The sequence below is a fragment of the Sneathiella sp. genome, assembly GCF_047631475.1.
In the GTDB taxonomy this organism is placed as follows: domain Bacteria; phylum Pseudomonadota; class Alphaproteobacteria; order Sneathiellales; family Sneathiellaceae; genus Sneathiella.
Map to the genome: position 1 here is coordinate 1 of NZ_JBLHZT010000061.1, position 14,662 is coordinate 14,662.

The window sequence follows — 14,662 nt, forward strand, 5'->3', positions numbered from 1 at the left end:
CTGGCCAGATCCGCAATCATCGCGTCGACATCTTTAAGGATCGCGGACGCACCAATAAAACCGTGATAGAGATCTTCAAATTCAGCGAAGTCTATGAGGGCTCCCAGCTTCTCCAATTGATTTGCGACCAATTGCCCATCGTCCCGAAGAGGATCAAAGCCGCATACACGGATCCAGGTGGGATTTATTTTCCCTGAGATGGCGTGATCCATCGGCGACAAAAGCCTCTCCTGACCATTTTTGGTTTGAACGTCAAAATGACTGGAAAACCAGTCTAGTAACTCTTGTGTTAAAACGATATTTTCTTTTGCCAGAACGTCCCGGGAGACCGTTTTTGGGGTATTCATCATCGGCGGGTACACTAACGCAGTCGCCACCGGGATATGCCCCAATTCCCCATTTGACGCCTCACTGGTGACGAGTAACGCGAGCGCAGCCCCGGCACTGTCCCCTGCAACTGAGATTTTTGACGCATCCAAACCAAGAGTTTCAGCATGCGCCTGTACCCATTTCCAACTGTCCAGAGCATCAAATTGCGGAGCCGGGAATTTATGCTCAGGCCCCAGGCGATAGTCTACAGCTATAACTGGATTTCTGGTTTCCAATGCAATTTTCCGGCAAAACCGATCATGGCTTTCAAGGCCGCCAATGACAAACCCGCCACCGTGGAAATAAACAAGGCCCGGACGCTGTTGAATACCGGGATTTGGATCATACAGACGCCCATTTATCTCGCGTTCAGGCAAAGAAAGGGAAATATCTTCCACTTTTTCAAGGGGATGCTTGGGACCATCAAAAAGTTCCATGGATTTGTTGTATCCACCGCGCAACATGGGCACCGTCCACTGTGACGCAGGAACGCCAAACTCACCCTGCAACTCAATCAGCGCCTGCGCCCGGGGATCAAGAGTTCGACCATCGATACACAATGCGCCCGATCCAATCTTTCGTTTCCAGTAAGCATCGCTCGCTTTCATTAATAGAAACCGTTTATACAGGAAATACGGGACTTTAAGCACTTGTGGCAACGACATTTCCACCCCTCCATATTGAGCGCCGTTTCGGCTTCATTGGTCGGGCGTTTGCACCGCCCCATTATTATTTTTTTATGATCTACCGAGATTAACCCGAGTTTTTTTTAAGTCAATTGCCTTAAACACTTCGGTCAGGCCAACAACAACCCCTCTGTAGTTATAACAAGTTCTTCCAAAAGGCGGTCTCCCTCCCATAAAGCGGGTTGCCGATGATTTGTCAGCGCCATTTCCCGAATGGACAGGCTATGGAACACATATACCTGCATCAAGGACAGACGCATTTCGATGACATCTGGCTCCAGATGCTGCATGAAGTTGCGCATGTAATCAAGACACCGGAAGAAAGCACCACCGGAATGGGCTTTAATCGCTTCTGATACAAGTTTGGGCTCTTCTTTAGAGGCCAGCAAAAACAATCTCACATTGCTTAAATTGCGAGGATCATCGCCGGAAACAACAGCACATTTAATGAAGATGTTGAGAACCTCGATCAAAGTGGCAGGACCTCCCTGCTTTTCCAATTGATCGAGCAATACCGTCCGTTCATCCTCCATTGCTTTGGAGGCATCAAGGAGGAGCTCTTTGACAAGCGCTTCTTTCGTTTTGAAATAGTAATGCAAAGAGGCCATATTTTTTTGACCCGCCGCATGAACAATCTCTCGCACGCTGACAGCTTCAATTCCTTTATCTGCGAATAAAGTTTGTGCAGCGATTTTAATTTTATCAGCGGTCTTGGTCTTTTTCATATTATTCCTCTGGGCGAAGAAACATCCGGCTGTTCAAAGCGCAGATGACAATCGACAATAAAGCGTATTCAATCAAGTGACTACCCCAGCGAGCCAAATAGTATGCAATCCCCCTCTAACACTTCCGGCCTGGCCCAGTAACGGTGTTACCGCTCCCTTTTCCAACTGTGATGTCATGCGAGTTTAATTGACTTCCCTTCAAAAGACAGGTAACCGGCATCCATGACAAAAAATGAAGTACAGAAAACCGATCCGTCTCGCCTGTTTGCTGACCTTGATCTGGACCCCTCTATCCTGCGCGCTGTTGAAGAGCAGGGGTATGCGGAAATGACGCCCATTCAACAAAAAGGGATCCCCGCAATTCAGCAGGGAAAGGATCTTATCGGGATTGCCCAAACCGGCACAGGTAAAACGGCCGCCTTTTCACTTCCGATTATCCACAAAATCATATCTGAACATCAGGAATATGTCGGGAAAACCACCCGCGCCCTGATCCTTGCCCCAACACGCGAACTGGCCGTACAAATCGCCGAAAATGTGCGTAAATATGCGGAACATGTTTCGTTACGGACAACCCTTGTTTATGGCGGTGCCTCAGCCAAGCCACAGATCAAAGCCCTTTCCAGAGGCGTCGACATTGTTGTTGCGACGCCCGGCCGCCTGCTGGACTTGTTTTCAGATGATTACATCTGGTTGGGCAAAGTTGACTATTTTGTTTTAGATGAAGCGGACAGAATGCTCGACATGGGTTTTATTCACGATATTCGCAAGATCGTTGCCCAACTTCCCAAAAAGCGACAGACCCTGCTTTTTTCTGCCACAATGGCCAAAGAAGTTGAGAAACTGGCCGCCGGTATCTTGAAAGACCCGGTCCGCATTAACATTGCCCCGTCCGCAACAACAGCGGAAAAAGTCAGCCAAACGGTTTTAATGGTATCAAAGGACAACAAGCGCCCTCTTTTACAACATCTGCTAAAAGATCAAAAGATGGAGCGGGTTCTTGTATTTACCCGAACAAAACACGGTGCCAACCGGCTGACCCGTTTCCTTGAAAAGCTGAACATTGACTGTAGTGCTATCCATGGTAACAAGTCGCAGAATACGCGACAAAAGGCACTTGAGAGTTTCAAAAATGGCGATATCAGGGTTCTAGTGGCTACGGATGTTGCAGCACGAGGGATCGACGTTGATAATGTGACCCATGTCATCAATTACGATGTCCCCAATGATGCGGACAATTACGTGCACCGTATAGGCCGGACGGCGCGCGCCGGGATGACCGGCATCTCAATTACCTTCTGCGATCACGATGAATTGGATTACCTTAAGGCCATCGAGAAGATTACCAAACAATCCATTCCACAATCCACCGATCAGCCCTTTCACGCTGATCATTCCTCGACAGCCAATTCTAGCCCTGCAAAGAGTTCAAAACCGAAAAATCAAAGGTCCAGAAGTCGCCGCCCCGAAAATGGCCGATCAAACGGGGGTAATAATACCACGAGACGCCCCAACCGGCACAAACCCCGAGCAACCTAGCCCAAGGGCTTGGAATCTCACCCGCAATCCGACAAATTGCATGACAATTCGATTTATACTATCGGTGGTTTAAGCTTTAACATTATTGACCAATAATATATTCTACAATAGGTTTTGATTTTGGAATGTCGGCTATATGTCACGCAAAATATGGGCTGTTATATTATTTGGGATACTTTGCCTTTTTCTGATTGCGACAATTCTCGCCATAAGCGTTAGCGCGAAGAATGCCATCACAATCAGAGAATTGGCATTGCATCGCGCTGAAGCAATAGAAATTGCTCATCAATTACGACGCAGTTCAGACAACCTTACTCAAATGGCGCGTCTGTATGTTGCAACCAATGATCCTCGATATGAAGCCTATTTTTATAAAATCCTGGACATTCGAGACGGCAAGGCCCCGCGTCCTGAAAATTATGATACTGTTTATTGGGACTTCATTATGAGCGGTGATGCTGTTCTGGATACACAAGGCCAATCAACTTCGCTCTTATCATTGGTGAAAAACTTAGAACTTACAACACGCGAGACAGAGTTGTTATTGCTGGCTGAAAAACATTCGGAGCATCTGATCCGTTTGGAAAAAATAGCCTTTGCAGCAATGAAGGGATATTTTGCAGATGCTCATGGCAATCTGGTTGTCAAAAAAGAACCAGACCCGGTTTTGGCCAACACCCTTTTAAATGGCCGGGAATACCTGACCCAAAAATCCAAAATAATGAAACCAATAGACCAGTTTTTTCGTCTGATAAACGAAAGAACCGAGCAGACAATTCTGGCAAATCAAGAACGGGAGAAGAGCCTCCAGATTTATATTGCCGGGCTCGTTGGTGCAGGCCTGCTTCTCTCTTTTATCCTGTTATTAATTGTCAGATCGGTTTGGCAGCCTGTTATAAAAAAACGACCAATTCAGTCGGACCCATTGGAACTCACCCCTTATCAGCCGCAAAGATCCCTACAGCCCAGATCTCAGAAAACCGGTTTAAATAGTGCTAATGCGATCATGCTCCTGTGGGTCGAAAGTATAATCGAACAGCTGGCAAATGAACTTCAAACGCAAGAAAAAATCTTCAATGCGATCAAGCAAAATAACATCAACCTTCTGAACGCCCATAAAGTTGCAAAAATTGGATATTGGGAACTTAATTTCGAAACAAACGAAGAAAAATGGTCTGACGCAATTTTTGACATTTATGGCTTAACGAAAGATACCGTCCCAAGCTTTTCAGCCTTTAAAAAATGCATCCACCCGGATGATCGGGACTCTTTGCTGGCCAATCAGGAAAAATGTGTAAATACCGGGCAATCCTTTTCTTTTGATTACCGAATACAACATTCAGATGGCACCATCCGATATGTGACCAGTTATGGCAGTATTCTTCTCAATCGTATCGGGCAACCAAAGATGATTTATGGATTGCTGCAAGATATGACGGATTATCGAAAACAGGATCCCGCTTTAAACATCCACTGAGTGTGCGTTTGACAGAACAAAGGCATCCAAAAAAAGAAAAACAGGGATTAATCCTGGTACACATGTTGTGAAGAGAACGTTCTTAAATATCCGATATGATCAATCAGCCCATTTGATAGAGCACCCCATACTTGGAACCTGGACCTGCGGCCCCTTACCTGTTTCCCCAATCTGCCGCATGGCATTCAGAAGCTCCGGGATACGGGCCCGCCCCTCACCGCGCGCAGCATCATCCAGCCGCCCGCGATATTGAAGGGTACCTTCTTTATTAAAACCGAAAAAATCAGGCGTACACACGGCGCCATATTGTCGGCCGACGGCCTGCCCCTCATCGACCAGATAGGGAAAGGAAAAGCGATACTGTTCTGCAAATCGTTTCATGTTGGATGGCTGGTCAGCAGGTACATACCGGTAGTCGTTCGACATCACAGCCAGAACATTGATACCTTCTTCCATCAAGATACGAGCATCTGACGCAAACCGTTCCGCAATTGCCTGCACATAGGGGCAGTGGTTGCAGATGAAAGCCACCAGCAAGCCTTTCTCGCCCATTTGCTCTGTCATCCTGAATTCAGCGCCATCAGGATCCTTCAAGGCAAAATCCGGTGCTTTCCAGCCAAAATCGCAGACAGGTGTATCAAGCAGCATATCGTATCCTTTTCGTTTGTTCCGAACCAGATCATTGCCCACCTGCCCTCTATTCGTGAAAGCAGGCGGGCAAAAAAATCAGGCCGCGTCCCGAGACTGAGAAACCCAGGCGTTTGGCGCAAAAGCATCATCCAACTTTGTTTCAGCGATATGGTTTGTGTAGTTTGACATGACCTTCAAGCTTGTACCAAGAATAACTTCAAGCACTGACTGCTCAGTGTATCCTGCGGCTAGGAAAGCACTGACATCATCACGTGTCGGCCAGCCGCGTGTCTGATTAATGACAGTTGTAAACTCGCGCAGGGCTTCAAGTTTCGGGTTTGAAATTGGCGTGTCATTTCTCAGCGCCTCAATGACATCTGTTGGTACGTTCACCATCTGTGAGATCGACGTATGAGCCGCCATGCAATATTCACATCCGTTCAGGCGATTGTTCGTCATCAGAATGATCTGACGTTCTGTTTCGCTGAGATCTGTTTTGCCAAAAATATCGGCTAGTGCAAGATATCCATCAAGAATAGCTGGCGCCGTCGCCATCGTCCCCAAAAGATTGGGCACAAAACCATATGCTTTGTTCGCTTTTTCAAGGGATGGTTTAGCAGCGGCCGGGGCGGTTTCAATTGTGTGCGTTTTAAAATCAGTCATACGTAATCTCCTGTTGTGAGAGCGTCAGCTCAGCATGTTTATAACGATCGGTATAAACTCATTTAGGAAGTCTATACCGATCGTTCAACAGAAAAATGTTTTCGATTTCAATTTATTTTCCCAACATCCGTCCAAACCGCGAAAGTCTTGAACAGTTGGTATAAAACTTCTATATCTTGAAAAGGTAAAACAAACTTTTTGGTGCGAAACAAATGCCTTGGGAAAAGTCTTTTGATCTTGATGACGCGGTAGATCGCGCGCAATTTGTATTCTGGTCGAAAGGCTATGAGGCGACCTCGATTACTGACCTGACCAAAAGCATGGGAATTAACAAAGGCAGCCTTTATAACGCTTTTGGCAGCAAAAAGGATCTCTTTACGCGGGCGTTACTCAAGTACGACCGTGATAATCGTCAGGCGTCCATAGCAGCACTTGAAGCCTACGAAAATCCCCATGACGCAATTGAAACCCTGTTCGATGACTTAATCGCGCAAAGTCTGGCAGACGATGCCCATAAAGGATGCTTTTTGGTCAATACGGCATTGGATCTGCCAAACCATAGTGACGATATCCGGGATATGGTGAATGCCGCCCTTGATGATTTCGTCAAATTTTTTGAACGCATGATCAAAAAAGGCCAAAGACAGAATGTTATTCCATCACATGTGGAGGCCCATACAACCGCAAAATCGCTGTTGTCTCTTGTTGTCGGGTTACGTGTTCTGGCGCGCGGTGTCTATGACGAGGCAGGGCTAAGAGCGATCAAGCAGGATGCTCTAAAACTGATTTCAGAACCTAAGCCATTGTCAAATTGACAGTGAAGCATTCCTGCGAATGTTACGTTTACCACGCAAAGAATAAATACATTTCCGCCAACCCTGCGCACTCTCCGCTAATTGGTTAAAACGGCAGACTGTTACACGTTGGGCAAACAAAAAAAGCGCCAGAAAACTGGCGCTTTTTCATTGTTTTGCTGGAAACGCTTAACCATAGCGGTATGGGCGACCCGCTTTTTGCATATCAGCGTTATACTGTTTGAAAATATTCACAACTTTGGCCTTTGTTTCAGACTCAGCTGCGATTTCATCCCAGAACTTAAACGCAGCAGCTTCAACAGTTGCCCATTCTTCATCTGGAATGCTTGTCAGTTTCATTTTGGTGCCGTTCACACGCAGGTTGGCTTCACCGCCCCAGTACCACCACTGACGGTAATAATGGCTTTGGTCCATACATACTTTCAGAAGTTCCTGAAGATGGGCTGGAAGCTCATTATAACGGTCCATATTGGCAAAGAAGGATCCCGCCCAAGCACCAGAAATATTGTTTGTCAGGAAGTAGTTCGTTACATCAGCCCAACCAACAGTATAATCTTCGGTGATACCGGACCATGCGATACCATCCAGTTCACCCGTCTGAACAGCAACTTCAATATCTTCCCATGGAAGGGTCACTGGAACAACGCCGAACTGTGACAGGAAGCGACCCGCTGTTGGGAATGTAAAGACGCGCTTGCCTTTCAGGTCAGCGAGGCTGTTGATCGGATCTTTCGTCGCAAAATGACATGGATCCCATGCGCCAGCAGAAATGTGCTTCACACCAACTTTAGAATATTCAGCATCCCAGATTTCATTCAGACCGTACTGATTGAACAGAACCGGCACGTCCAAAGAATAGCGTGATGCAAATGGGAAATAACCACCGAATACAGTAACTTCGGTTGGGGATGCCATTGAATCATCGTCAGACTGAACAGCGTCAATTGTGCCTTTTTGCATGGCACGGAACAATTCGCCCGTAGGAACAATCTGATCCGCAAAATACAATTCAATTTCCATTTCATCGCCAGCAATTTTGTTAAAGCTGTCGATGGCTGGTTTGATTACATGCTCTGCAAGGGCTGCCCCTGCATATGTCTGCATCCGCCACTTGATTTTTGATTGGGCAATCGCAGGTGCTGCGAACGCCGCTGCCGGTGCGGCAACTGCTGCACCTTTAATAAAATTACGCCGTGTTGTCATCTCTACCTCCTAGTAAATTCCATATTTGGCTTATCGTCGTTATCGGTCTCTTTTAAGACTCTCTCTATTTTCCATACACCGTTTCTGGTAGCCAGAGCGCAATATCAGGAAATACCATTATCACGATCAAAGCAAACACCATCACACACACAAACGGCAGGATGGAACCGTAAATATCTTTCAAACTGATTTCTGGTGGGGCCATAGCACGCATCAGGAACAGGTTGTATCCAAAGGGGGGGGTCATATACGCAATCTGGGTTGTGATCGTATATAAGACGCCATACCAAATGAGGTCAAATCCTAGCACACTGACAAGCGGCACATAGAGTGGCGCAACGATAACCAGCATCGCAGTATCGTCCAAAAACGTTCCCATGACCAGAAAACTGACCTGCATTATAATCAGGATCATCCATGGATCGAGACCCAATTGCTCGGTAAAGAAGCCACTGATTGCCCGAACAGCACCAAGCCCGTCGAAAACCGCGCCAAATCCAAGGGCGGCAAGAATGATCCACATGAACATGCACGAAATCGCAAGCGTTTGACGCACGGACGTTTCGAAAACCTGTTTTGTCATCCGACGTTTGACAACAGCTGCAATGAAGGCTGTCATGGCACCGATGGCCGAGCTTTCAACCAGTGATGTCCAGCCATTCACAAACGGGATCATCATGGCCGCGAAAATAACGATCGGCAGAAGGCCCGCCTGAAGCAACCGCAACTTTTCCCTCATGGGAACATTGCGTTCTTCTTTCGGCAATGTTGGCCCTAATTCCGGGTTTAACTTGCAGCGGATATAGATATAGGCAATGAAGAAAAAGGCCATCAACAGCCCGGGGATAATACCTGCGAGCCACAGCTGACCAACCGGTTGGCGGGAAATCATGGCATAAAGCACGAGAACAACTGACGGCGGCACGAGGATCCCCAAAGACGATCCGGCCTGAACCACACCTGTAACCATTTTTTTATCATAGCCTCGACGTAACAGCTCTGGCAGCGCAATCGTCGCACCAATGGCCATACCGGCAACGGATAAACCGTTCATCGCAGAAATCAAGACCATCAAACCGATAGTTCCGATTGCCAAACCACCACTGACCGGCCCCATCCAGACATGGAACATTTTATAAAGGTCATCGGCAATTTTGGATTCTGATAAAATATAACCCATGAAAATAAACATGGGCAATGTCAGCAGAGGGTACCATTTCATAAGTTTCATGGCCGCCGAGAACGGAATATCCGATCCGCCCGTTCCCCAAAGGGTGAGGGCTGCAATAGCTGCAACCGCGCCAATAGCGCCGAAAACCCGCTGCCCCGTCAGCAGCATAACCATCATGGAGGCGAACATAAAAATCGCAATCATTTCGTAGGACATCTAGAGTTCCTCCCCGCGCATACGCGCAATGTCCTTGAAAAATTCCGAAAACGCCTGAAGCAACATCATAAAAATCCCGAAACACATAATAATCTTGATCGGCCAGAGATAAGGTCTCCACGCCGTTGGGCTGCGCTCGCTATATTGTAAAGAATATGTCGTGCTATCGATTGCGCCATACAGCAAAACACCAAGATAGAAGATCAGAATGAAGATCGTGATTGCATCAACCTGCGCTTTTCTCTTGTAAGACCATTCACCATAAAACAGGTCCATCCGCACATTCGATCCCAGCTGAATGGAATATGGCCCGCCCATAATGTAGTAGGCGACCATGGCGAACTGAGCCATTTCCAGCGTCCAAAGTGAGGGAAGGAAAAATGTCTTGGACACAGATGACCAGATAAAAATACCGACCATTACAAAAATACCATACATCATCACGCGACCAATGCGCCTGTTGATGGCATCCACTATTCGAACGTATGAGCGGATAAATCCCGGCATTACGCCCCCTTTACCTGTAAATTAATATCCAGATGGCTCAACGCCGCCCGGATTAAAGTATCCAGTTTTTCTGCCATTTTCTGGCATTTTTCATCATTTGAAACAAGATCGTTCCGGATTTCAAGCATCACATTTTTCAGCCCGAATGCCGTTGCCTGCTTCTGCAATGTATGGGTCACACCATCTGACGCCTGATACGGCTCGTTCAGGCGGACATCCAAAGAAGACCGTTTCTCACCCTCAGCCAGAAGTGCGTGTGCCAATTCAACATCTTCATCATGAAGAATACCCAGTTCTACCTGACGCTTTTCGCCAAAATATATGGGGGTAAAGCTATGTATCGTGATAACAACGGGCGGGATCGCAAAAGAATTTCGAACGTTTGAAACCGCGTCACAAAATGGATAATAGAACATGTTTGCACGTTCTTCTCGTTGACGCGCGGTTAAGTTCTGATTACCGGGAACCGTAATCGTTTCACTTTTTTCCGGGGTTGAGTCCGGCGCTTCCGGCGGACGATTGCAATCGTATAACAACCGAGAATAATTCGAACTGACAAGCGGTGCCTTCAGCAACTCGGACAGCGCAAGAGACGTTTTGAGTGCGCCAGGATCCCACGCAATATGACTGAGCGCCTCTTCTTGTGTCAAACCCAAGCGATCATATGCCGCCGGGATAAAAGGAGAAGCATGCTCACATACTAGCATGACAGGATTTTCAGCCCCTTGATTGGTTATTCTGGCGGCGGGAACTTCCTCTAGACTTTCGTCCACTTTTAACATCCGTGTAGACACCGTAACTCATAAAAATGTAATATTTTCTTCAGAAGACAATACAATGTTATTTTCTTTTCTGAAACAATTTATTCACTTTGCCTCTAAAAATGGATATCTCTTCAGGGTGGAGGACAAAAAGAGTGTCACAACAAACAATCGCGGATCGACTGCAAAATCAATCAGGGTCCCTTACCCGGGCCGAACGCCAACTTGCTGATATTATTCTGAAAAACTATCCTGTCTCCGGTCTGGGAACTATTACAACGCTGGCGGAAGCTGCAAAAGTGTCTACTCCAACCGTTGCGCGTCTGGTTCAGAAGCTCGGATATACCGGATTTCCAGAGTTTCAAGCGTCCCTCAGACAGGAACTGGATGCAAAAATTTCCGGCCCGATCAGAAAACGCGACATCTGGGCGAATAAAGCACCTGATGAACATATCATCAATCGGTTCACAGATGCCGTGATCGGAAATATCCGGCAATCTCTTAATCAGATCGATCTCGAGGCTTTTAACCGTTGCTGTGAATATTTATCCGATACGGACAATACAGTTTATATTGTCGGTGGCCGGATCACTCGAACCCTCGCGGACTATTTCTTCCTGCATATGCAGGTCATTCGGGAAAAGGTTATCCATATCAGTTCCAGCTCTAACGCCTGGGCACATTATTTACTGGATATCAAGGAAGGGGATGTTGTTGTCATCTTCGATGTCCGCCGATATGAAACCAGCACCCAAAAACTGGCAGAGATGGTGTCCGAAAAAGGGGCCCGCATCATTCTTTTCACAGATCAATGGCATTCACCGGTCGCCGGAATTGCGGATGTTTTATTCAGCAATCAGATTGCTGTTCCCTCTGCCTGGGATAGTTCTGTCACTTCTTTATTGATGATGGAAATTATCATCGCGGAGGTTCAGGAAAGAAACTGGTCGCAAACGCGCAAAAGAATGGAAACACTGGAAGATATGTTCGATCGCACCCGCTTTTTTAGAAAATTCACCTGAGGGTGCTGCCGTTACAACCGGTCAGTCTCTCGCCCCTAACATCATAACGTCACAGCTCTCCGTTTTTGGGACCGGACAATATTCAACACCTTGAGGGATAATGATGAACTCTCCCTCCCCGACAGTTTCATCCCTATCACGGAATTTCATTGTCAACGTCCCCTTATGTACAAATATCATTTCATCCATCGACGGATGATAAGACCAGTTTCCCTCATGCTCTATACGCTCCAACCTGACCCGCATATCGTTCAATCGCCCCTCGATCACATCTGATGAAGCTGCCGCCGCCGCACTAAAAGATTGAGCAAGGCTCTGTTTTCGAAACGGAGAGATATGATCGTTGGTTTTTGCGACATCCTTCATAATGGCGCGAAGTTGTTTTTCCAGTCCCGGCTCATGACTATACTGATCATTTAACGCAGCGGTACCGATCGTAAAGCCAGCCCCACCAGCATCTTTAATATCTTGAATACGGCCGCGATTATCAATGGAGCCTGCCATTATCACCGGTTTATCCGTTGCTTTACAAACCGCCGTCATCAGCTTTTGAACATTTTCGCCTGATCGATAGGCCAGCAGGTCAAGGCCGTCCACCCCATCCTTTTGTGCCAGCCGCCGGGCATCCTCGGAAATCTCTTCAATAGTGCCTTCTAATACGCTGGGATGCCCAACGATTTTCCCCGGAAAGGGAAAATATTGGATCTCGCTACCTTGCAACAGCGGCAGGACATCGTCCACATGGGTCCCACCCAGCAAAATATCGACCCCAATTTCCAGCGCCGCTTTTGCCGATCTTATTTCGCTGGATTTATCCAGTGAGACAACTTCAAGATAACTTGTTGCGCCCCCTGCCTTAATGTCTTCATTCAACGTTTTTAATTCGTTAAAGGGCAGCCCGACATCCTTGAACCCGATATGATGGATCCCTTCATTAAGCGCCGTTTGCAAATGAAGCCGGGCGTCTGTCACGGTTTTATCATCGCGCGTAAGCATAAAGATAAATCGGAGTCCCACTGGTCTTTCCCCTTAATACTGGCGTTGCCGAAGTCCGGATCAATTTACAATCGTCACTGTAAATATCGTCACTGATGCGGAGATTGTACATTTTATTTTTCCGCACTAATATCTTCAAACAGACTTTGTTTTCGCTTTTTCGGCTCCCGCTCCACTTCTTACCTCATGAGGCTTCACATGCGTATATTCGATCGAAAAACCATCTTAGTAGCCTTTTGTACCCTGTCGATGGTGGCATCCCCTGTGATCGCGCAGGAAGCTATCCAACCAGAGGCGACAACTGCCCTTACACAGAAACAATCTGTTAAGGCCAAGAAATTCATGGTTTCAGCGGCCAACCCGATTGCCGTTCAAATCGGTTATGAAGTTTTGGAACGAGGGGGGACCGCGGCGGACGCGGCTGTCGCCGTTCAATTTGCTCTTAATCTAGTGGAACCTCAAAGTTCTGGCATCGGCGGCGGGGCTTTTCTTGTTTATTGGGACGCGAAAGCCCAGAAACTGACAACATTTGACGGGCGGGAAAAAGCGCCCTCAGCGGCAACACCTGATTATTGGATGGGCGACGATAGCAAGCCAATCAGCTGGTTTAAGGCCGTCGTTGGCGGACGGTCCGTGGGCGTCCCTGGCACTTTGAAACTGATGGAAACCGTCCATCAAAAATACGGCAATCAGAAATGGACTGACCTGTTGGAGCCAACGAGAAAACTGGCTGATGGTGGCTTTCAGGTATCACCGCGCCTTGCAGCACTGATCGATAAAAGCAAAGGCAAGCGTCAGTTGGATGCGTTTGCAAATACTCGCGCCTATTTCTTTGATAAACAGGGAGCGCCGTTAAAAGCAGGATACCTGCTTCGCAATCCAGAATTTGCAAAGACTATATCCCTCATTCAAAAAGAAGGCGCGACAGTCTTTTATGAAGGAACAATCGCGGCCGACATTGTTGCGGCTGTCAAAACAGAAGTAAACGGCGGTATTTTGACCCTTGCGGATTTGAAGAACTACACCGTCGTCGAGAGAACGCCGGCCTGTGCGCCTTACCGCCAGTATGAAGTTTGTGGCATGGGTCCTCCGTCATCTGGCGCACTGACGGTTGGTCAAATTCTCAGCATTCTGTCCAATTTTGATCTTCCGAAGATGGGCCCCGGACTGGAAAGCGCCCATTTATATCTGGAAGCTGCCCGGCTCGCTTATGCCGACAGAGGCCTGTATATGGCAGACTCCGATTTTGTGAAAATGCCTGAAGGACTGCTGGATACAACCTACCTGAAAAGTCGCGCGGCTCTGATTGACCCACTGAAATCCATGGGCAAGGCAGAGGCCGGAACGCCCCCTTGGAAGGAGACCTCTTTACGCTCTCCAGACACACAACTGGAGCGGCCCGGCACCAGCCACATTTCAATTGTCGACGAATATGGAAATGTTGTCTCGTTAACGACAACCATTGAAACTGGCTTTGGCTCTCGGGTTATGACCAATGGCTTCTTGCTCAATAACGAACTGACCGATTTCTCAAGGACCCCTGAAAAAGATGGTAAGGTCATTGCGAACCGCGTCGAGGGCGACAAACGGCCCCGGTCCTCTATGGCACCGACCATTGTCCTGAAGGATGGTCAACCTGTTCTTGCTATCGGCTCCCCCGGTGGGTCCCGCATCATCAATTATGTTGCCCATTCTATTATCAGAATTCTCGATTGGAACATGGATCCGCAAGAAGCGTTAAACTACCCGCATATTGTGAACCGGAACGGCACCACGGACATTGAAGAAAACACCCATGCACAGAAAATGGTTCCTGAACTGGAAGCCAAGGGTCACAAAGTCGCTGTCAAAGATTTAAACTCTGGATTGCATGCCATCCTGA

The 14,662-nt window shown here is 47.4% G+C and carries 14 protein-coding genes; 5 read left to right on the top strand and 9 right to left on the bottom strand.

Annotated features, from left to right (window positions below; genetic code table 11):
- Both ACJAYR_RS17015 and ACJAYR_RS17020 read right to left on the bottom strand, forming a co-directional pair.
- The coding region (locus ACJAYR_RS17015) for an alpha/beta hydrolase (protein ID WP_415237711.1) at positions 1 to 1,034 on the bottom strand (1,034 nt) is incomplete at its 3' end.
- 131 nt (positions 1,035 to 1,165) lie between these two features.
- The gene (locus tag ACJAYR_RS17020; protein WP_415237712.1) at positions 1,166 to 1,780 is read right to left on the bottom strand and encodes a TetR/AcrR family transcriptional regulator; all 615 of its coding nucleotides are present in this window, start codon (positions 1,778 to 1,780) and stop codon (positions 1,166 to 1,168) included.
- 222 nt (positions 1,781 to 2,002) lie between these two features.
- Here ACJAYR_RS17020 and ACJAYR_RS17025 point away from each other — a divergent pair, with 222 nt between their 5' ends.
- Positions 2,003 to 3,319, top strand: a complete 1,317-nt coding sequence (locus ACJAYR_RS17025; RefSeq protein ID WP_415237713.1) for a DEAD/DEAH box helicase — start codon at positions 2,003 to 2,005, stop codon at positions 3,317 to 3,319.
- Between the two features lie 136 nt (positions 3,320 to 3,455).
- Complete coding sequence (locus ACJAYR_RS17030) at positions 3,456 to 4,796, top strand: PAS domain-containing protein (RefSeq protein WP_415237714.1); 1,341 nt, start codon at positions 3,456 to 3,458, stop codon at positions 4,794 to 4,796.
- Between the two features lie 99 nt (positions 4,797 to 4,895).
- Here ACJAYR_RS17030 and ACJAYR_RS17035 read toward each other — a convergent pair whose 3' ends face one another.
- Together ACJAYR_RS17035 and ACJAYR_RS17040 are read right to left on the bottom strand one after the other, a co-directional pair.
- The gene (locus ACJAYR_RS17035) at positions 4,896 to 5,444 is read right to left on the bottom strand and encodes a thioredoxin family protein (protein WP_415237715.1); all 549 of its coding nucleotides are present in this window, start codon (positions 5,442 to 5,444) and stop codon (positions 4,896 to 4,898) included.
- A gap of 78 nt (positions 5,445 to 5,522) precedes the next feature.
- Entirely contained in the window at positions 5,523 to 6,089 is a 567-nt protein-coding gene (locus ACJAYR_RS17040) for a carboxymuconolactone decarboxylase family protein (protein ID WP_415237716.1), read from the bottom strand.
- Positions 6,090 to 6,301: 212 nt separating this feature from the next.
- Here ACJAYR_RS17040 and ACJAYR_RS17045 point away from each other — a divergent pair, with 212 nt between their 5' ends.
- Positions 6,302 to 6,904 carry a TetR/AcrR family transcriptional regulator gene (locus ACJAYR_RS17045; protein ID WP_415237717.1) on the top strand — a complete coding sequence of 201 codons (603 nt, stop codon included), beginning with the start codon at positions 6,302 to 6,304 and terminating at the stop codon, positions 6,902 to 6,904.
- A 168-nt stretch (positions 6,905 to 7,072) separates the two neighbouring features.
- On the opposite strand, the gene ACJAYR_RS17050 is transcribed toward ACJAYR_RS17045, so the two are convergent.
- The 4 genes from ACJAYR_RS17050 to ACJAYR_RS17065 all read right to left on the bottom strand — a co-directional run bounded on the left by ACJAYR_RS17050 (position 7,073) and on the right by ACJAYR_RS17065 (position 10,774).
- Positions 7,073 to 8,107 (bottom strand): TRAP transporter substrate-binding protein, encoded by a 1,035-nt coding sequence (locus tag ACJAYR_RS17050; protein ID WP_415237718.1) that lies wholly within the window; start codon positions 8,105 to 8,107, stop codon positions 7,073 to 7,075.
- Positions 8,108 to 8,171: 64 nt separating this feature from the next.
- Positions 8,172 to 9,494 (bottom strand): TRAP transporter large permease, encoded by a 1,323-nt coding sequence (locus ACJAYR_RS17055; protein WP_415237719.1) that lies wholly within the window; start codon positions 9,492 to 9,494, stop codon positions 8,172 to 8,174.
- The gene (locus tag ACJAYR_RS17060) at positions 9,495 to 10,001 is read right to left on the bottom strand and encodes a TRAP transporter small permease subunit (protein WP_415237720.1); all 507 of its coding nucleotides are present in this window, start codon (positions 9,999 to 10,001) and stop codon (positions 9,495 to 9,497) included. It lies immediately after the preceding gene.
- On the bottom strand, positions 10,001 to 10,774 hold the full coding sequence (locus ACJAYR_RS17065; protein ID WP_415237721.1) for an N-formylglutamate amidohydrolase: 774 nt from the start codon (positions 10,772 to 10,774) through the stop codon (positions 10,001 to 10,003). Before ACJAYR_RS17065 ends, ACJAYR_RS17060 begins: the two co-directional genes overlap by 1 nt.
- A gap of 143 nt (positions 10,775 to 10,917) precedes the next feature.
- Between ACJAYR_RS17065 and ACJAYR_RS17070 the strand changes: the two genes are divergently transcribed.
- Positions 10,918 to 11,784 (top strand): MurR/RpiR family transcriptional regulator, encoded by an 867-nt coding sequence (locus tag ACJAYR_RS17070; protein ID WP_219821737.1) that lies wholly within the window; start codon positions 10,918 to 10,920, stop codon positions 11,782 to 11,784.
- Between the two features lie 21 nt (positions 11,785 to 11,805).
- On the opposite strand, the gene ACJAYR_RS17075 is transcribed toward ACJAYR_RS17070, so the two are convergent.
- Positions 11,806 to 12,801, bottom strand: a complete 996-nt coding sequence (locus tag ACJAYR_RS17075; RefSeq protein ID WP_415237722.1) for a cupin domain-containing protein — start codon at positions 12,799 to 12,801, stop codon at positions 11,806 to 11,808.
- 177 nt (positions 12,802 to 12,978) lie between these two features.
- Between ACJAYR_RS17075 and ggt the strand changes: the two genes are divergently transcribed.
- Positions 12,979 to 14,662, top strand: a 1,684-nt coding sequence (gene ggt, locus ACJAYR_RS17080; protein ID WP_415237723.1) for a gamma-glutamyltransferase, incomplete at its 3' end; no start/stop codon positions are given.